At 58.2% G+C, this 18,983-nt stretch carries 17 protein-coding genes and 1 riboswitch; of the genes, 5 read left to right on the forward strand and 12 right to left on the reverse strand.

Annotation, left to right across the window (positions count from 1 at the left end; genetic code table 11):
- Positions 1-21 precede the first annotated feature (21 nt).
- The 4 genes from GOB81_RS17580 to GOB81_RS00510 all read right to left on the reverse strand — a co-directional run bounded on the left by GOB81_RS17580 (position 22) and on the right by GOB81_RS00510 (position 4,202).
- Entirely contained in the window at positions 22-1,206 is a 1,185-nt protein-coding gene (locus tag GOB81_RS17580; RefSeq protein ID WP_242009952.1) for a TonB-dependent receptor domain-containing protein, read from the reverse strand.
- Between the two features lie 8 nt (positions 1,207-1,214).
- On the reverse strand, positions 1,215-2,552 hold the full coding sequence (locus GOB81_RS17585) for a TonB-dependent receptor plug domain-containing protein (RefSeq protein WP_242009953.1): 1,338 nt from the start codon (positions 2,550-2,552) through the stop codon (positions 1,215-1,217).
- A 330-nt stretch (positions 2,553-2,882) separates the two neighbouring features.
- Complete coding sequence (locus tag GOB81_RS17940; protein ID WP_173568419.1) at positions 2,883-3,566, reverse strand: cupin domain-containing protein; 684 nt, start codon at positions 3,564-3,566, stop codon at positions 2,883-2,885.
- Positions 3,567-3,758: 192 nt separating this feature from the next.
- Positions 3,759-4,202: an Lrp/AsnC family transcriptional regulator gene (locus tag GOB81_RS00510; protein WP_173568420.1), complete on the reverse strand. Its 444-nt coding sequence runs from the start codon at positions 4,200-4,202 to the stop codon at positions 3,759-3,761.
- Positions 4,203-4,345: 143 nt separating this feature from the next.
- Between GOB81_RS00510 and alr the strand changes: the two genes are divergently transcribed.
- The 3 genes from alr to GOB81_RS00525 all read left to right on the forward strand — a co-directional run bounded on the left by alr (position 4,346) and on the right by GOB81_RS00525 (position 7,535).
- On the forward strand, positions 4,346-5,476 hold the full coding sequence (alr, locus tag GOB81_RS00515; protein ID WP_173568421.1) for an alanine racemase: 1,131 nt from the start codon (positions 4,346-4,348) through the stop codon (positions 5,474-5,476).
- 22 nt (positions 5,477-5,498) lie between these two features.
- Positions 5,499-6,752 carry a D-amino acid dehydrogenase gene (locus GOB81_RS00520; RefSeq protein ID WP_173568422.1) on the forward strand — a complete coding sequence of 418 codons (1,254 nt, stop codon included), beginning with the start codon at positions 5,499-5,501 and terminating at the stop codon, positions 6,750-6,752.
- Between the two features lie 612 nt (positions 6,753-7,364).
- The gene (locus GOB81_RS00525) at positions 7,365-7,535 is read left to right on the forward strand and encodes a hypothetical protein (RefSeq protein WP_173568423.1); all 171 of its coding nucleotides are present in this window, start codon (positions 7,365-7,367) and stop codon (positions 7,533-7,535) included.
- A 663-nt stretch (positions 7,536-8,198) separates the two neighbouring features.
- Here GOB81_RS00525 and GOB81_RS00530 read toward each other — a convergent pair.
- The 7 genes from GOB81_RS00530 to GOB81_RS00560 all read right to left on the reverse strand — a co-directional run bounded on the left by GOB81_RS00530 (position 8,199) and on the right by GOB81_RS00560 (position 16,037).
- Positions 8,199-9,638, reverse strand: a complete 1,440-nt coding sequence (locus GOB81_RS00530) for a PepSY domain-containing protein (RefSeq protein WP_173568424.1) — start codon at positions 9,636-9,638, stop codon at positions 8,199-8,201.
- Positions 9,635-10,357: a CbtA family protein gene (locus GOB81_RS00535; RefSeq protein ID WP_173568425.1), complete on the reverse strand. Its 723-nt coding sequence runs from the start codon at positions 10,355-10,357 to the stop codon at positions 9,635-9,637. Before GOB81_RS00535 ends, GOB81_RS00530 begins: the two co-directional genes overlap by 4 nt.
- 15 nt (positions 10,358-10,372) lie before the next feature.
- Positions 10,373-10,582, reverse strand: a complete 210-nt coding sequence (locus GOB81_RS00540; RefSeq protein ID WP_173568426.1) for a CbtB domain-containing protein — start codon at positions 10,580-10,582, stop codon at positions 10,373-10,375.
- A gap of 29 nt (positions 10,583-10,611) precedes the next feature.
- Positions 10,612-12,882, reverse strand: coding sequence for a TonB-dependent receptor domain-containing protein (locus GOB81_RS00545; protein ID WP_173568427.1), 2,271 nt, complete (start codon positions 12,880-12,882; stop codon positions 10,612-10,614).
- An 85-nt stretch (positions 12,883-12,967) separates the two neighbouring features.
- Positions 12,968-13,173, reverse strand: a riboswitch (cobalamin riboswitch).
- 118 nt (positions 13,174-13,291) lie between these two features.
- Positions 13,292-13,810, reverse strand: coding sequence for a histidine phosphatase family protein (locus tag GOB81_RS00550; RefSeq protein WP_173568428.1), 519 nt, complete (start codon positions 13,808-13,810; stop codon positions 13,292-13,294).
- Between the two features lie 205 nt (positions 13,811-14,015).
- Positions 14,016-15,212 carry a low temperature requirement protein A gene (locus GOB81_RS00555; protein WP_173568429.1) on the reverse strand — a complete coding sequence of 399 codons (1,197 nt, stop codon included), beginning with the start codon at positions 15,210-15,212 and terminating at the stop codon, positions 14,016-14,018.
- 51 nt (positions 15,213-15,263) lie between these two features.
- Positions 15,264-16,037, reverse strand: a complete 774-nt coding sequence (locus GOB81_RS00560; RefSeq protein ID WP_173568430.1) for an SDR family oxidoreductase — start codon at positions 16,035-16,037, stop codon at positions 15,264-15,266.
- Positions 16,038-16,145: 108 nt separating this feature from the next.
- Here GOB81_RS00560 and GOB81_RS00565 point away from each other — a divergent pair, with 108 nt between their 5' ends.
- Positions 16,146-17,048 (forward strand): LysR family transcriptional regulator, encoded by a 903-nt coding sequence (locus GOB81_RS00565; RefSeq protein ID WP_173568431.1) that lies wholly within the window; start codon positions 16,146-16,148, stop codon positions 17,046-17,048.
- Positions 17,049-17,208: 160 nt separating this feature from the next.
- Complete coding sequence (locus GOB81_RS00570) at positions 17,209-17,955, forward strand: FkbM family methyltransferase (RefSeq protein WP_242009954.1); 747 nt, start codon at positions 17,209-17,211, stop codon at positions 17,953-17,955.
- A 199-nt stretch (positions 17,956-18,154) separates the two neighbouring features.
- Here GOB81_RS00570 and GOB81_RS00575 read toward each other — a convergent pair whose 3' ends face one another.
- On the reverse strand, positions 18,155-18,823 hold the full coding sequence (locus tag GOB81_RS00575; RefSeq protein WP_173568433.1) for a glutathione S-transferase family protein: 669 nt from the start codon (positions 18,821-18,823) through the stop codon (positions 18,155-18,157).
- Positions 18,824-18,983 lie beyond the last annotated feature (160 nt).

The following is an 18,983-nucleotide window of genomic DNA, read 5'->3' on the forward strand; positions in this document are numbered from 1 at the left end:
AAATCTCCAGTTTAAAAAATCTCAGAAACCTGTTGAGAAAGAAAGCACCCCTGCGAAACCGCCGCCGACATAATACTGAGGGGCCGATGCGGCTACCGTGTGACCGTTCACTGTCATGGAACGGGCATTGGTTTTGATGCTGCTTGTGCCAGACAGATAACCATTATTTCCGATATTCAGCAGGTTGAGCTGAACCTGAGGATGCTTGGCGTAACCAAAGCTTTTGAAGCGATAACCAACATTGACGTTGAACGTCTCGTAACTCGGGATCGATTCATCGTTCATGAAGGTAGAATACTGTTTGCCGATATAATTCATGTTGAAGCCGCCAAACATCGATCCGTCATCATAATTCAGGCCAATAGCTGCGGTGAATGATGGCGTATTGACAGCCTGTTTTCCCTTTGTCGGCAGATAGACTGACGCGCCATCGGTAGCCACTGTCGGTAGATTGCTGTCAATCGTGGCGTGCTCATATTGCCCGGAGAAATAAGGGCTGAAATGATGCCAGCGCTTCAGTCCGACCTCGATCTGGGCGCCACGCATGGTCTGGCCGCCTGCATCAATCGACTCTGAAATCGGCAGTCCATTCTCATAGGTTGTTGTGCTAAGCTGACGATGTGTGAAATTGTAATTGAACAGGGCGACGTTGACATTGGCGAAGCCGCTGTGGCGGAAGCCGATTTCCTCACCAATAGCGAATTCAGGGCTGATGTCTGAGGCGTGCTTTGAGGACAACTGCCCCGTGGAGACGCTGTAACGATCGGCGTAGGTCATGATGGAGGCCGGCATACGGAAAGAGGCCGTGCCATTGATGTAGATCTGGTCATGCGGCGTGATTTTGTAGCTTGCCATGAACTGCGGCAGCGGTTCTGCGACACTCTGGCCGGTCGCATAGGTTACGCCTGGCACAAGGTTGGTCTCGGAACGCGTGACCATCACTTCCTTGAAGCCTGCGGTGACAGTCAGTTTGTCATGCAGGGCCTTGTAGGTGTCGTTTATGAAAAGTGCGTTTGTCTGCTGGATGAGATGAATATCGTATGTGCGCAGAACGCTGCCGTTTGCCGTCAGGATGGGATTGTTACCCCACATGCTTCCCACGTTGCCTTCAGCATTGACCGCCTGATAGCTCTGGGGTTCCGACTGATCGAAATATGAATACCAGGCGCCACCGGTCAGTGTGTTATGACCTTTTGTCCATGACATCACTGCATTTATGCCGGATAGGCGAGCTTATAAGTATCAATGGACGCGGCCACGATGCTGCTGCTCGTTCCCCCCACCTGCAGCGGGCCAGCGGGATCCGGACCGAGATAACTGCCATCGCGGCTCAGGGTTGAGCCACCGTTATCGTAGCCCCAAGAATAGGTGAAATAAGGCGTGATATCCAGTGACAATCCATGGTCAAACTTCAGTTTGACCGGGGCGCCGAAGATGAATTTCTTCATCCGGTTTTCTTCATATTTATAGTAATTCGCTGGCGTGCTGCCGAGCGGGGTATCGTTGTAATTGAAATTGACGCCGTACTGATCCCACTGCGATTTTGTAGGGGCTCTCAGATAATACTGCTGCGCATCATTATAGGTCATGATGAAAGAGGCTCTGTTGCCGCCCTGCCATTCCTTCAGAAGCTTCATGTCGACATGATAGCGTTTTGTCCCGCCGACCCCTCGCCATTCATCCGCTTCACGATGAGAGAAGGAAACAAACCCGCGAACACCGCTATGTCCCAGTTCGCCCGTATCAAGCCGGATAAAATGCCGGCGGAGACTGAATGAACCGTACGTCGCGTCGATCATGCCACCGAAATGGTGATCGGGATCTCGCATGGTTTCTGAAAGTTCTCCGCCAACAGCATTATAAAGCGGGGAACTGGTATCCGGGGAGCCCTGTGTCAGGCTCAGGGACTGAATGTTTTCGTTATCGGCTGCGGCTGACGTGTAAGGAAGGAGATAAACCGGCGCAGCGGCGGGAATACCTTCAAAAAGATAGCCAATTTCCTGCTGATTCATTCCGCGGACCGTCAGGCCCTGCTGATCGTCGTTGGTTCCAAGCGGGTCATTCCCGGCATAGACCACGCCCGGAAGGCTTGCCACGAGGGCGGCCACGTTGCTCGTCGGGCTCTGTTTTGCGATGTAATCGCGGCTCAGTCCGCTTCGTGATTTCGCGATGGTCTGGGGAGGCATCATGCCGCCGCCGGGGGTGGTGTTTGTCACACCACTCGGCAGAGCAACGTGCCCTTGCACTTTCACGGTTTCGTTACCGGACGCGATAAAGCTCTGCGGTGTTTTTTTCGGGGGAACCGCTTGCTTTGTCGCAGCATTCTGCGGGGCGGTTACCGCTGGGGACGTTTGCTTGCTGGCGGCCCCGGTATGGCGGGTTGCTGCTTCAGCCTTGCCAGAGACGCTGCTGGAAAAACCATACATTCCGGCCAGCGATGACACGGACATCAGCAGACGCAGGGATCGGGACACTCTGCGGGACGCGATACCCGACGGAAACGGCGCCGATGCGGAGCGCCACGCTACGAAAACATTATGATTGGTAGCCATGCCTATTCCTCCGGGACGGTCTCTGAGAGACTGAAGAGTGTAAAACGGCGTCTTTCTTGAGATGATTGTGAGCGGAACGGGACAGAGGAAAACTCCAATTTCGTTACGGATTCAGAATTTAATATCGTTTTTATATCGAAATAAAACAGACTGCGGTCTGAAATCGCGTTTCGGGTCAATTTCACACACAGGAGGAGGAATGTGCCTCAGGTGGCGCAGAGGACGTTCTGGAATGGCGCGCTACAAGTCAGGGTTTGATATATGTTTGATAATAGTTAGATCTTTACGATCTTATAGGAACGCACCACACGCGGAGGAAGAGGCTTCTTCTCAGGCCGGACGGAAAATCACAAACATTTTTCTAACAGCGCACTCACTGTCCCATGCCCACACAGCACCCCGACCGACGATAAAGACGTCACCCGCATTAAAAGTTCGACGTTCCCCTTCTTCACTGACAAAGGTTACACTTCCTTCGCAGAGAAACATCAATTCATAATGGGCATAGGGAACAGGACGCCGATAATAAGGTGTGGACGCCCATATTCCGCCGTAGAACTGTCCGTCAGCAGATCGCCATGCGATGCTGTTTTCGCAGTCTGGTGTCGGGCCGGTCAGATATTGTGCGGGCGGTGGAGAGGATGGGGACAGCGGGACATCTGTGTCAATTTTGATAATAGCCGGAGCAGCGGTTTCCGGACTCTGAACCTGCATTCTGATCAGCTTTGTGCCGACCGGTGCTTTCCAGTCGAACGTCGTTCCTGCTGTGATGATCAGCCCTTCATTTACACCCGTCTCGGTCCCGTTCAGTGACAGGGATCCAGCGAGAACAAAGAGAAATGTATCGGCTGGCAGGCGTTCGACAACCCCACTTCCGGCAGGCGCCAGGACGTCGACGGTGATACGTTCGTCAGGAAATGGAAGGGCATGCCGGGATGTCAGAAAATCTCCCGCAGGATCGGAAAATTTTTCTGCGAAATCTCTCAGGTCGATGACACTTCCAATATCTGCCACAGCCACAATATCCTTTTCTTCGACAGCAGAGCGCGACAGGTCGGTCGGTTCTCTACTGATACGTTCCGAGATCAGAATAATAATACAGATATCACATCGCGATGATGCCTTTTTTATCCTCGAACCACATTCTGACGGCTGACACCGGTCTGGATTCAGCATTTTCTACTGTGAGACCATGAAGGCTCAGGGCTATCTCTGCGCGACCTGCCGCAGAGCAAAGTTGCTGTGAATCCTGACCACGCCGGGCAGACGTGACAGTTCCTCTTTATGGATACGTTCAAAATCAGCGATATCTTTCGCTTCGATTCTGACCAGGTAATCCGCGCTGCCTGTCATCAGATAGCATTCGCGAATATCCGGGCACTTGCGAATATGCGTTTCAAATCTGCGGAGCATCTCTTCGGTCAGGCGCTCCAGGGTGATCTGAACGATGACGGTCATCATGTTGTGGGCGGAGCGCTCGTCGATAATGGCCCGATAGCCTCTGATGACTCCCTGCGCCTCGAGAATTTTAACACGCCGCAGACAGGCTGACGGCGACAGTCCCACGCGCTGCGCCAGATCAGCATTACTCATACGTCCGTCATGCTGTAGCAGGCGCAGAATCGCCTGCGTTACGCGATCGAAGGTCATACTGAAATATTTCTCCGAAATGCAGCATCATCATTCAGACATACCGCACAAATGTATATAAAATTCGAAACAACGGCAGGATATTTCGTTTCGAAATCATATAGAATTATCGTCTGACGAACAGCAGACGGATCAGCCTGATCATGAACGTCCTTACATCTGCCCCGGCATGGGCCGCCACCAGAGCCGGTGCGGTCCTGACGGTCAATCTCGATGCCATAGCTTCGAACTACCGGACTCTCCGCAAGATGTGCGGTGACACGGCATGCGCTGCCGTGGTCAAGGCTGACGCTTATGGGCTTGGCGCGGCGCAAGTCGCCCCGGCGCTGGAGCGGGCTGGCGCGCAAGAGTTTTTCGTGGCTCATGTGGATGAAGGAATTGAACTGCGGCGTTATATCACCCCCCTCTGCCGTATCACTGTCCTGCATGGTCCGCGGCCTGCTGCGACCCGCGATTGTGTCAGGCACAGTTTGCGCCCGGTCCTGAACAGTCCGGAACAGATTGAAGCGTGGCGACAGGAAGCGGTTCATCAGGGGCACCCGCTCGACGCCGTGATTCAGATTGATACCGGCATGTCCCGTTTTGGCCTTTCTCCGGCGCAGTTCCGCTCTCTGGCTGAGGAGCCTTCCCTACTGGCAGGCATTGATGTCTCTCTCCTTATGTCGCACCTTGCGTGTGCGGACGCTCCTCGGAACGAAGCGAACATCATGCAACGCCAGAGGATGCGTGATGCTTCTGCGCTGATGCCCGGACTCTCTGTCTCCCTTGCAGCATCTTCCGGTATTTTCCTTGGGTCTGACTATCATTTTTCGCTCGTTCGCCCAGGCGCCGCCCTTTACGGCATTGCCCCGAATGCGGAGCTTGCGGTCAATCCTCTCCTGCCTGTTCTGCGTCTGAGCGCCCGTGTTCTTCAGATTCGGACTATCGGAGCCGGAGAGGGCGCGGGCTATGGCCTGACGGACCGGGCACAAGTGCCGCGACGGGCGGCTGTGGTGGCAATCGGATATGCGGATGGGCTGACACGGCATGCGGCTGGAGAAGGGTGCGCCTGGTTTGGAAGCACGCGGCTGCCCATTCTGGGGCGTGTTTCCATGGACTCCGTCATCGTCGATATTTCCGATGTTCCGGAACAGGCGCTCACGCAGGACATGCTGGTCGATCTGATTGGTCCCCATTACGGCGTGGATGATGCGGCGCAGGCGGCTGGAACCATTGGCTACGAAGTTCTGACGTCCCTCGGGCGTCGTTTTCATCGGGACTACATCGCGTCCTGAAACCTTTGCTGAGAAAAACTTCATGAAAATTATTGTTCTCGGAGCCGGTGTCGTCGGCACGACGTCCGCCTGGTATCTTGCCCGTGCCGGTCATGATGTGACTGTCATTGACCGTCAGCCAGAGGCTGGTCTGGAAACCAGTTTTGCAAATGCCGGGCAGGTGTCTCCCGGCTATTCCTCACCCTGGGCCGGTCCGGGTGTGCCGCTGAAATCCATGAAGTGGCTGATGATGAAGTATCGGCCTTTCGTATTCTGGCCCTTACCTGATCCGCATCTCTGGAAATGGCTTTTGCAGATGCTGGAAAACTGCAACTCGGCTGCCTATGACCGCAACAAGGGCCGTATGGTTCGCCTTGCTGAATACAGTCGGGATGTCATGCGCGACCTGCGAGCGGAGACCGGCATCTCCTATGATGATCGCCAGCAGGGAACACTTCAGGTGTTTCGCAAGCAAAAACAGCTTGATGCGGCGGGGGGGGATATTGATGTTTTAAGACAATATAACGTGCCTTATGAAATTCTTGATGCGCAGGGTTGTCTGAAGGCAGAACCCGGCATGGCGGCGGCTGCTCACAAAATTGTCGGCGGCCTGCGTTTACCGGGCGATGAAACCGGCGATGCTTTCCTGTTCACGCAGCGGCTTGCGGAACTGGCGACGGCACAGAACGTGACGTTCATGTATGACACGACCATCCGTTCCCTGCAGATGGAGAACGGACGTATCACGGGTGTGCAGACAAACAGGGGGCTGCATACGGCGGATGCCTTCGTGCTGGCTCTTGGCAGCTACTCCCCTCCCCTGCTCCGTCCACTTGGTCTGAATCTACCGGTCTATCCTGTGAAGGGATATTCTCTGACGGCAAAGATTATGGATGAGGCCCGTGCGCCTGTGTCCACGGTGATGGATGAGACTTTCAAGATTGGCATTACCCGGCTGGGCGACCGCATCCGGATTGGTGGAACGGCCGAACTCGCAGGCTTCAGCACGCGTCTGCGGGCACCCCGGCGGGCGACGCTGGAACATTCCGCGACGGATCTGTTTCCTGGTGGCGGTGACATGGAGACGGGCACTTTCTGGACCGGACTGAGGCCGATGACGCCTGATGGCACGCCTGTCATCGGCCGGACTTCCATCGGCAATCTTTATCTCAATACAGGTCACGGGACACTGGGCTGGACCATGGCTTGCGGTTCAGCCCGTGTTCTTGCTGATATTATCTCGGGAAAGATGCCTGACATACCACATGAAGATCTTGCCATCTGCCGTTACGGATGAAGGTGCCGGACGCCTCGCCTGTCACGGGGCGTCCCTTGCGTGTCGTCAGTTGGGTGCGTTGGGATTTTTCAGGCGGCGGCCTTACGGCGTTAGGGATTATGCGACGATCAGTGGTCAGACATTTTCTTCCTGATTGTGAAGATCAGAGCGTGGCTTTGATTGGCTTTTCGCGGACATTCCCTGACTAGCACAGCCTGTGTCGGTGACAGGGGAAATGCGTGCAGACATGGGACCGAACGGATGCTGACGGGCGGCATGGGAACTTGTAGATAAATTCAGAGGCTGTTTCAAAAGTTGTCTGCTGAGTGAAAGCATTCTCGATCAGCATGTGTTTTTCAGCATTGAAGCGAAGCGGCCATGCGGGCTGTGAGCATTCGAATGCGGGAAATGCGTGTCGGATCGCCTAGCAGAGCGCTTTTGAAACAGTCTCTCATCACGCGCTGCCTGCGACCACTCCGAGAACGGGCGAGGCAGTGCGGAGGGAGGTGGCGGCTGACGGAATGGCTGTTACTTAACGGTAATATGAACTTTCAGTTTTTAGGGTCGTTTGCTGCGACAGATACTGATTATTTCATCATGGCTTGCGCCAGCGTCTCTCATGAGGAGAGAACAATGACCTCATCGCTGAAAACTGTCATCTTTATTACTGCTCTTCTGGCTCTGGCGGCCTGTGAGCATCATCGGCACGGGGAAGTCGATTACCGTCATCGTCACTGGAATGATGGTTCCAATGACTCTTCCCGTCCACCCCCGGATCGTGGATCAATTCCTTATCTTCCCTGAATTATTCTTCATGTTTACTTGTTGAATCCAATCCCTATGGTCGGAACGGTTCATTGCGGAGAGGTCTGTCCCGTGGCTCCCGGCCTAAGCGCCCTTTTGGAAATTCCTGTTCGGGACCGGAAGTCTCCGTGTGGCGCAGAGATGAAATATGAAACCGGCAGGAAACAGCCAATCTGGCGCTTAACGACCTTGCGGAAAGCTTGCGTTTGAAGGCCCCAGCAATTTCCAAAAGGGCTCTAAGGGGCTGTTTCAAAAGCTATCTACTGAATGAGAGCGCCCGTGAAGGCGTGCGCGACCGGCCTGTTGAGTAATGAAGGGAAGCGGCCATGTGGCTGTGAGCACCCGAGTGGGCACACCACGCTTAAGCTCGTCAGCAGAGAGCTTTTGAAACTGCCTCTAACAGGAATGGTAAAGCTTGCCTCAATTCACGGACTGACGCCGAAAGTGGAGCTGATGGTCGGCTGATGGTCGGCTGATGGTCGGCTGATGGTCGGCTGATGGTCGGCTGATGGTCGGCTGATGGTCGGCTGATGGTCGGCTGATGGTCGGCTGATGGTCGGCAACAGAGCAGAAGTGGACAAGGTTTGAAAAGGGAAAAGGCTGTGATTTTTTCCCTTTCTGCCTGATTGGCAGGAGACAATCGCGGGCATGTCATGCCGTGGTTTACATCCGTCCGGATCGGTTCCGGGGCGGCTCAGCACGGAGGTATTTCACCCCGATCACGATGCCGCTCAGGAAGATGAGGCACACCCCGCACAAGCAGGGGAACACGATCATCAGGCGTGCTGTCGGGGTTCGTAACCACGACAGGACATCCATGTCATGCAGGCCGTACACCATCCAGCGGGACTGTCTGGCCGGGCGATCGAACGCTGCGAGCACTTCACCGGAACAGGCATCCAGATAGAACAAGGTTCCATCTGTTGTTGAAAGGCGGAATACGGGAAAGGGGCGTTTGCGGAGTGGGCGATCGAAATAATACTGGTCCGGTTCTGTCAGAAGCAGGGCGGATTGGCCCAGTGCTTCCTTTGCGAGAGGAGCCGGGGACAGGCTGGCGTCCAGACGTTGCCGGTGCCGGTCCCGTGCGGTGACGGCCAGAAAAATTCGTCCGTTCAGAAGCACGCTACGCACGTCCGTCCAGTCGGCAGGGCTGGCCCGCAGGACACGGTCGAGGACGGCGAACACCTCCCTGCCCGTCATGCTTCCCGTCACATGCAGGGGTGCGAGGGTCTCTTTCCGGCTTTCGAATGCGCCCCCGGGATTCATCGTCAGAAAACCTGTCGCGATCCATGACAGGGCGAGCAGGCCGAAGACCAGACCGCCAAGATGATGCACGAGATGCCAGCGGTGATAGTGGGAGAATGGCCAGCGTTTTCGTAGGCGCAGGAGGCCGACGACCAGTCCTGTCACCGTGAGGAACATGCCCGTGCCGGACAGGATGATGACGGTCCATTTCCACGCAGGAGGGTGGCGGCGCAGCGCGGCGGGATAAAGCCAGTGCGGGATTGCGCCGACCCATGCCCATGCGCGGCTGGTCGTGTCGGTCGCCTGTGTCACGTCGCCAGTCAGGGGGGAGACGTAAACGACGAGGTGTCGGGGGCCGGGAAAGCGAAACCGTTCGAAGCCGCCCATTCTTCCGGGTGTGTCCAGAACCCACTGGTCATCCGTTGTCGTGCCTTCGAAGGCACGACGCTCCTGCACGCCGACGGCTGCAGCGTAGGCCTGTGCGCTGGCGCCTGCATCTTCTGGCGCTATTCCGCCGCGTTGTCCTGTCCGCAGATCGACTGCGAAGGGTGCGCCCGCAACAGGCACGAGGGTAAGGACCGGCGCCTCGCCTGTCATGCCGAGGCGGAAAGACTGGAAGCGTTCTTCAGGCTCGGTGAGGGCGGCGATCGGGGGTAACTGTGCGGGCAGATGCAGGGGGCCGTGCACTCCCTGCCCTGCTGCCGGGTCGGGAATGGGCCAGGGCCGCCACAGCATCACCATGCCGGACAGGCACCATGAAGTCATGAGTAGTCCGATGCCGATGCCCAGCCAGCGATGGGTGACATAAAGCGTGCGCAGCAGCCGTTTGCGAAGGCCGCTGCGTGCCGGTGGCGTCACGGACGGCGGGGAGACACTTCAAGCACCCGTTCGGCCATGGGGCCGTAGACAAGGCCGAGAGACGCCCAGAGCACGAGTTGCATGCCGATGGAGGCCTCGCGGAACCGCCACAGCACGGAGGCCGGGAAGTTGGAGGGGACTTCGTTGATATTCGGCAGGAAGGACGACAGGCCGGCTGTCAGCACGATAAAGATCGCGACACCCGCAAGACCGGCATTCCATGCGCCGAGGCGTCCGCTGGTCTGGCGCGCCACCAGAAGACCGATCACTGCGGAGCAGAAGGACAGGCCCAGCATGGTGAAATAGGAGGCGGTGCGCAGGCTGATGGTCTCCGGCAGGCCGATGGCGGGCGGGTTGGGCGGATATTTAAGATCCGGCACCAGCACGGTCACGACGAAACAGGCTGCTGCCAGCCAGAGGGCCAGCGAACGGGCTGGCAGTCGGGACACACGACCGTAGACGACACCGAACAGCACGGCGAACAATCCGCCATAGGCTGCGCCGTACATCACCATGGCCGTGAGCAGGCCCCAGGTGGCCTGCACGGCCCGGCTCACCATTTCCGGTTCCGGCGCTTCGTGCGCCAGAGCGGCCTGGTGAGCTTCGTAGGCAATGGACAGGTTCACCTGCGATTCGCCGAACGCGCGCGCGAACAGGAAAGCGAGGAGTGCGGCGAAGATCCCGGCGAACATGCCCCGGGATAACAGGCGACCCATCATGGTCTCAGGCTCCCTTTAGTGGCACGGGAAGCCGAGGAGATGCCGTCCGTCATGGACGAATTCATGCACCATGTGACCGGAGACGAGGGATGTCGCGCCCTGCTCGGCGCCCACGAAATAGAGCAGCATGGCGAACAGGAGCGTGCCGAGAATGGCCCAGGGCACGAGGGCCTTCAGCGGAATGGGAGCGGCTGCGGAAATGGGATGGAGAGTGGTTGTGGTCATGAAGAGAACTCCTTTCGGGCGGCAGGCTATCAGAAACCGGCCTGAACGCTGATGGAAAAAGAACGGGGTGCTCCGAGCAGAACCTGATCGGGGTAGCTTGTATCCGCCCACTGGATGAAATGCTTGTTGCCTATATTGTCGATGCGACCATACATCGTCACGCCTTTATAGGCATGCCATGCGGCGAAGACATTCACGAGAGCATAATCCTTGAGGGTCAGCGTGTTGGCGTAATCGCCCTTTCGGGACGAAACGTATCTCATGCCCGCGCCGAGATCGAGGGGGAGGCCCTGCACACGGGACCAGATCGCCCACAGGTTGGCGGTGACGGCGGGGACATCCGGGACCTGATTGCCTGAAGCATCGACGGACGCGCTGGGGTGGAAGGAGCCATAGCGCGAATAGGTGTAAGCCACGTTGCCGGAGAGGCTCCAGTGGCGGTTGAGGATGAGGTCGCCCTGCCATTCCAGTCCGCGCGATTTCTGTGCACCTGCCGTGGCGACGCTATCCGGTCCGGTTGCGACGAGCATGCGGGTGCGCCGGATATCGTAGAATGCCAGTGTCGTGGTGAAGCGGCCTTCCCATGTGCTGGCCTTGATGCCGATTTCACCCTGTCTTGAGTGGCTGAGGCGGGTGAATTGGCCGCGATTGGCAAGGAACAGATTGGAGCCCGGCGGGTCCTCGCCTGTCGTGTAGACGCCATACACGCTGACGTTCTTTGTGATGTCGAAGACGGGGCCGATGCGGAAGTTGTCGGGGTTATAGTGCCCCTTGAAGCTGGTTGCCGCGTTGAAACTGCCATTCTGGTTGAAATTCTGCCGGTTCAGCGACAGCCAGTCATATCGGAAACCGCCGACGAGGCGCAGGTTGTCGCGGATGGTCAGCACATCTTCCATAAACAGGCCGGCCTGCACCATGGTCGTGGGGGATTTCATGAAGGGATATTCCCCGGCGAAATCACCCAGATCCGTCTTTCCGGGACTGGCCAGCGAGACGCTGTCGGCATAGTCCGCGGATGGGAAGCCGCGATTGCGGATAAAGCGGAGATAGTAGGCGTCGCCACCGAGGATGAAGCGGTTTTTCATGCCGAGGAGCGTGGAATCGAACCGGGCGTAGAGGCTGTCACCGACCTGATGCTGGTTCTGGAAAACGTAGAACCGGTCACGCGCGATCCGTCCGGGGGCGATGGCGTTGCCGCTGGCGTCGACATTGCCGGAGCCGCCGATATAGCTGAGGCTTTCGGCGTTATTCCACAAGCGCTTCGAATAGATGAAGTAGCTGCTGTTGTGGATGAGGATGTTTGGCGTGGCCAGCCATTCAAGGTGCAGTGTTGGCGTGGCGTTGACTGAACTCGCCTGTGCCTGTCTCACATTATAATAACGCCACATCGAGGCTTTGGTGATGCCCAGTCCCTGCGTGGAACTGAGCAGTCCGCCGACACGGCCTGCGGTCTGCGACAAATTGACCAGCGGGGTGCCGTAATAGGTGGACAGGCGATCGGTCAGATAATCCATGCTCAGCCGGGCTGTGAATCTGTCCGTGGGCTTCCACAGGAGGGTTGTGGTGAAATCGTTCGAGTGTGGATCGGCTCCCTTGACGTAACCGTCCGACGATGTGCGGCTGAAATCCGTGCGCAGCGCGAGTGTTCGGGTGATGGGCACCGAGCCGCCGACCCCGGCGTTCCATGTGTTGAAGCTGCCATAGGACATCAGGGCATTGGCGTGCGGGGCATCGAAGGCGGGATCACGGGTGCGCATGTCCTCGGTGCCTCCGACGGCCCCCTGTCCGTACAGGACGGAGGACGGGCCTTTGAGGATCTGCACACTTTCCAGATTGAAGCTGTTCTGCGGGCGGTTCACCATTGTGGTGGGGCCGAAATAGATGCCGTCACGCAAGACGAGGATCTGGTTGCCGCTGAAGCCACGCATCAGCAGTTGCGCGGGACTGCCGGGGGAGCCGCCGGATGTCACGCCGGGGGCGCTGTCCGCTGCGTCCTCGGCCTGAGCATAGCCGCGCTGCATCATCAGGTCGTGGGAGATGACGTTGATGGTGGCGGGGGAATGCTGGATGGACAGGCCGAGCTTGCCGCCGATGGCCGGTGTCGCCCTGAGTGCCGGGGTCTTGCCGTAAGAGGTCACCTCTTCGGGCGCGTGTTTCCAGACGGTGGATATTTTCTTCTCGGGTGGTGCTTTCCGGGGCTGCGATTTTGCCTTTCCGGTCTGGATCGCAGCGGCACAGACGGAAGAGACGCAACTGAAACTGATGACCAGCAGGCCAAGGGTGCGGGGGATGCGACGCACGGCGATTGCTCCGACAGGGCGTCACCGCGGTGGAAACGATGGAGCATCGCTTCGCTTCCGACACACCCCGTTCGGCAGCTCCGTCCGTGACTTTCACGCTATGGCAGGTCTCCTGGCTTGCCGGTCGTCAGCGTGCCGGAAGCCTTCCCATCCTCTTGGAGAGGACAGTGGCGTCTGTTCCGACAGCCTCGCGGCATACAGTTGCGGGGGCAGCACCGGCCTTGCACCGGCTTCCCTCTTAGCTTTCCGCGTGATGAACACACGAAAAGAACCATGGCTGGGGTCTCTAGACAGGAAGCGACGGAGTGTTGTCAACAGAAACGAACAGTTTCCGGCGACTGGTTAGGGGGTTCCTGTTAAGGGCGTGCGGGCATGAGGTGCGCGCAGCATAAGGCGGGCGTGGCGGCCTTCAGGTCAGGCGCAGCCGCCAGTGGCCGTGACGGGTGAGCATGAAGTGCGAACCGCTTTCGATATCGAGGCGGGTGGCCGTTTCCGGAGGGCAGCCGAGCACCGATAGGACCAAAGCCCGCATCACCGCTGGTCCGGCCATGATGACTGCGCTGGGCTGATGTTCGGGCAGGCCGTAAAACCATGTCTTTACGCGCTCAAAAAACTGGATCCGGCTCTCTCCTCCGGGGGGAACAAAGGCGATATCCCGTGTCAGGGACAGAAGTTCTTCGGGAGAGAGGGATTTGAGGGAGCGCCCTTCCCAGAGTCCGAAATCCTGCCCTCTCAATGCGGCGACACCACGGACCAGTGCCGGATATTGCTTCGGGAGTTCATGAGCGAGGGTGTCCGCACACAATATGACCGTGCCGGAGGGGATGTTCCACTCAACTGAATCGGGCATTTCCACGCACGAGGTCATGACGCCTTTCTTCGCGGCGGCCCCGACAGCGAGAGTAAAGCAGGTCAGAGTCAACGACATGAAGATGGTCCTCTCTGTGTGGGGTAGATCATCATGGTTCCTGTTCCTGCATGGGCTTTTTCATGAAGTGAGGCTGGGCCGTGAGGGACAGGGTTTTGTGGAAAAGATTCCCCTTCTGGGGGGCTGGTTTTAGAGGGCCTTTCAAAACCATGTTTTGAGGGCTCTGACTCAGATAAGCGAGCCTGCGATCGGTTGTGAAAGCGCTCTAAACCCAGCCGCGTTCTCGTCCGTTGCGCTGCCTGTCGCAGCGTTCGCCCCATGCGACGACGAGCATGATGACGGTGACGCAGAGGGCTTCCGTAGCGCGGGTGAGGTGGAAGCCTACGGGGATGAGGGCGAGGAGAGCGGCGGTTCCGATCAGGTGTGACAGGGGGGTGAAGCCGGAGGCGATGCGTTTGTAGAGGATGCTGCCCAGCAGGTAGAGCGCCGGGCCGCAGGTTGCGGTGAGGATGAAGGCCATGCTGCCTTCCTCGCCTGGCTCTTCCATCAGCATGTCCGCGCCGACGGCGGTGACGATGATACCTGCGATGAGTATGGCGTGGAGGTAGTGAATGAATGCGCCGATGCGTCCGGGGTCTTCGGAGCGGGTGATGGTGCGGGTGGCGTCTTCTCCCGAGGTGCCGAAATAGAGCCACCACATGGCGAGTGTGGTGAGGAAGCAGGTGAACAGCACGAAGAGACGGCTGGGTGTCCAGTCGTGGGCTTCAGCCATGGAGAGGCCGGTGGCCATGATGGTTTCACCGAGGGCGACGATGACGAAGAGCTGGCAGCGCTCGACGAGATGCGCGCCCTCGATGGTCCAGTCGGAGCGGGAATCCGATTGGCCGAGGCCGGGAAAGGCATAGCCGAACATGGGGGAAACGTATTCGCAGAGGGCTGCGATGCACCACAGGGCGGCGCGTTTGTGCGGGTCTTCAACGAGCCCGCCACTGATCCAGAACACGGCGGAGACGAGCATCCATGCGAGTATGCGGCGATAGTTGGGAGCCAGCGGGTCATCAGGTGGCAGCCATGCGACCACGAAGGCGCTTCGTCCGACCTGCATGGCGACGAAGCAGAGCGCGAAGGACAGGCCGTGTTCGGCGAAGGAGTCCGGGATGGCCGCGCCGATGAGGAGCGCGAGGAGCATGGTGGCGAACAGCACGCCGCGTACGGCGGGGAGCGCGGGGTTGAACCAGTTGGTGAACCAGCCGGTATATTGCCAGCCGAGCCAGACGGCGAGCCACAGGACGCCGGTCTGGAAGGCTCCGAAAGGCGTGAGGTGGTGCAGCAGGCCGTGGCTGAGCTGGGTGATGGCGAAGACATAGACCAGATCGAAGAACAGTTCTTCGTTGGTGACACGGGCGTGATGTCCGTCGCGCGGGCGGAGCAGCGGGTGCGGGTCTGGTCTGTCTGCTGTCATGGGCCGTCCGTATGCTGGACCGGAAGCATGATACCTCCGGCCCGGTTCTGATTACTTCGTTGTATAGCCACCATTCACCAGAATCGTCTGTCCTGTCATCCACCAGCCTTCGGAAACCATGAAGCGGATATAGGGGGCGATGTCCTCGATCCCGGTCAGGCCGGTCTTGCTGAAGGGTGAAAGGGCGGCGGCTGTCTTGTGATAGGCGACGGCTTCCGGGGCTTCCTGCCCGTAGAAGAACGGTGTGTCCATCGGGCCGGGACCGATGGCGTTGACGGAGATTCCACGTGCGCCGAATTCCTTGGATGCGGCGCGGGTGATGTGTTCCACGGCGGCCTTGGAGCCTGCGTAGGTGGAATAGAACGGCGTATAGGCTCCGAGCAGCGACGTGACGATGGTGACCAGCTTGCCGTTGTCGTTCAGGTGTTTTCCGGCTTCCTTGATGAAGAAGAAGGCGGCCTTGCTGTTGATGGCGAACATGCTGTCGAACTCGTCCTCGGACGTTTCGAGGATGGGTTTTTTCAGCACTTTGCCGACGGTGTTGATGGCGATATCGGGGCGTCCGACGGCGGCGGTGGCGTCCGTGAACAGCTTTGTGTTGGCGGCGGCAGTGGTCAGGTCGGCCTGAAAGGCTGCGGCCTTAACGCCCTTGTCCCTGAGTTCGGCGATGAGGGTTTCGGCGTCCTGCCGGGAGGCCTCGCTGTTATAGTGGATGGCGATGGCGGTGACGCCGTGGGCGGCGAGGTCACGGGCGATGAGGCCGCCGAGGTTCTTGGCGCCCCCAGCGATGAGGACGGTTTTGCCTTTGAGGGAATGGTCGGTCATGGGCGTGACTCCTTTTGATCTGTTGCCACTCTAACGTTCGTGTTCCGGCGAAAAATCACTTGATTTTAGACAACACTGATCAAGAATGACGAACAATTGGAGGGCGGCATGGACCGGATCGATCTGTTTCGTGTGTTCATGCGTGTGGTGGAGACGGAGAGTTTCTCGCGGGCGGCGGCGTCGCTGAACCTGCCGCGCTCCACTGTATCGACGGCGGTGCGGCAGCTTGAGGCGCGGGTGGGGGCACGGTTGCTGGCGCGCACGACGCGCAGTGTGACGCCGACGGTGGATGGCAGGGCGTTTTATGAGCATGTGTCGCCGCTGGTTGCGGATGTGGAGGAAACGGAGGGGTTGTTCCGCCGGGATCGGGAAGCGCCGCGCGGGGTATTGCGGGTGGACATGCCGGGGCGGATCGGACGGCTGATTGTCGCCCCTGCCCTGCCCGGTTTTCTGGAGCGTTATCCGGGAATTGAGGTGGTGCTTGGGGTGACGGACCGGGCGACGAATCTGGTGGAGGACGGGATCGACTGTGCGTTGCGGGTTGGGCCGCTGGCGGATTCCAGTCTGATCGCGCGGCGTCTGATGGATCTGGAGGTCATCAATGTTGCGAGTCCGGCCTATCTGGCGGCGCAGGGCGTGCCGCGAGGGCCGGAGGATCTGCCGCATCACCGGGCGGTTCGGTATGCCTCGCCAGCGACGGGCCGGATCGAGGAATGGGAGTGGATGCAGCGCGGCGAGGTACGGGGGTGCCGGATGGGGGCGCGGGTGACGGTGAACAGTGCGGAGGCTCTGATTGCGTGTTGTCTGGCAGGACTGGGGATGATTCAGGTGCCTGCGTATGACGTGCGGCGGGATCTGGCGGGGGGCGCGCTTGTCGAGGTGATGCCGGAGTGGCGTGCGGAGGCTTTGCCGCTGACGGTGCTTTATCCCGAGCGTCGGCATGTTTCGGCGCGGTTGCGGGTATTTGTGGAGTGGCTGGTGGCGGTTCTGGAGCGGGAGATGCGGGTGTGAGGCTGGTTTTCCCCAGTCCTGTTCAAACCATTTTTAAGACAGGCGCCGCAATTTCTTGTTAATTACTTTTGCATACTGTAACGGGATCATTACACACAAGGTCCTTTCAATGTCTTCCCGGAAATCAGCTTTTATTCTCACGAACACCGATCATGGTACGATGATCGTGAACCGATATGACTATCATGCAAACAATGGGCAATATTACGGGGTTGGCTACAACCTTCTCGAAAGAGGGTCGTTCGACAAGGTTGATGTGATCCTGCTGAAGCAGATTCTGGATTTCCGGCGCGAACAGCATGGCGATGGTGTGATTGCCATTGATGGTGGCGCCAATATCGGGGTGCACACGCTTGAGTGGGCCCGCCACATGAATGGCTGGGGCTATGTCATCAGTGTTGAGGCGCAGGAGCGGATTTTCTATGCGCTTGCCGGCAATGTCGCGCTCAATAACTGCTTCAATGCGCGTGTGATCAATGCGGCGTTGTCGGACAGCGAGGGCAGCATCAGCATTCCGGTTCCCGATTACAGGGCACCTGCCAGTTTCGGCAGTCTGGAACTGAAAGAATCAGATCACAACGAAGATATCGGGCAGCCTGTCGATTATCGCGCCGAAGCGCTGACGGATGTTGCCTCGCTGACGATTGATTCCTTTGGTCTGCCGCGTCTCGATCTGATCAAGATTGATGTCGAGGGGATGGAGATCGAGGTTCTGGAGGGCGCACGGGAGAGTCTCCGCACATTGCGTCCAGTGATCTTCATTGAATATATCAAGGTCGGCAAGGAGACGCTGACGAGCTACTTCGCGGGCATTGATTATATCGTGATGGAAGCGGGCATTAACATCATTGCCGTTCACAAGGATGATCCGCTGGCGGAGATTCTGAGTAATATCGCGAAAAAGTAATTTCTGGCCGATGTTTTTCAGGATTTCCTGTTTTTATAGGTGAAGAATACTGAAAAACATCTTTCTTATGTTTCACGATTTTTTCTGGTTTTTTTAGAATAAATCGTGAATTTCATCTATCAGGCGTGCCGGGAAGAGACGAATCTCCTCCCGCTCCGCCGGATGCCGATGAAATCTCATCTCCGCGTTGCCCCCCTTTTCAGGCGATCGTTTCAAAAGCCTCGACATGCCACGAAGCAGGTTCGGCGGCAGCGGCCTTGTACCATTCTTCGATGAGGGGATGGGCACGCACGGCTTTTGCGTAGGCCGTTGCTTTTGGGGACAGCGCGACACCGTAACTCAGGAAACGGACCACGACGGGTGCAAAGGCAACGTCGGCGTTGGTGAAGACTGGGCCGAACAGATAGGCGCCATGATCACCGAAGCAGTCGCGCGCTTCTGTCCACAGGGCGTCGATCCGGGCGATGTCCTTTTCCGCTGCTTCGGGCGTGCCTGCTGCGAGGGGTCGGTTTTCACGTCCCAGATTCATGGGCATTGCGGCCCTTACACCCTGAAAACCTGCGTGCATTTCGGCGGTGACAGAGCGCGCGAAACCGCGTGCCACGGGATCGGTGGGCCAGAGGGCCGGTTCGATTTCCGCGCAATATTCCCCGATGGCGAGACTGTCCCAGATGCGCACGTTCCAGTGTTCGAGATAGGGCACCTTGCCGCTGGGTGAGAGGGCGGCGATGCGTGTGGCGCTGTCTGTCTGCCGCAGGGGGATGACTTCTTCGGTGACGTCGAGTCCGGCGAGGCGGACGGAGAGCCAGCCACGCAGGGACCAGGAGGAGTAGCGTTTTGTTCCGAGAACGAGGCGACCTTCGGACATGGGACAGGGCTCCGGCATCATGATGTGGTGGGGAGCTTATCGGAAGAGGCGTGCCGTTGGGAGTGGGCAGGTGCTAGCGTGCCCGGGTGGTGAGAAAAAGGCGTGCAAAAGAAAAAGCCGGTCCCGCTTTGGGACCGGCTTTTTCCGAGACGGACAAGGT

Source organism: Acetobacter conturbans, assembly GCF_011516755.1.
GTDB lineage: Bacteria > Pseudomonadota > Alphaproteobacteria > Acetobacterales > Acetobacteraceae > Acetobacter > Acetobacter conturbans.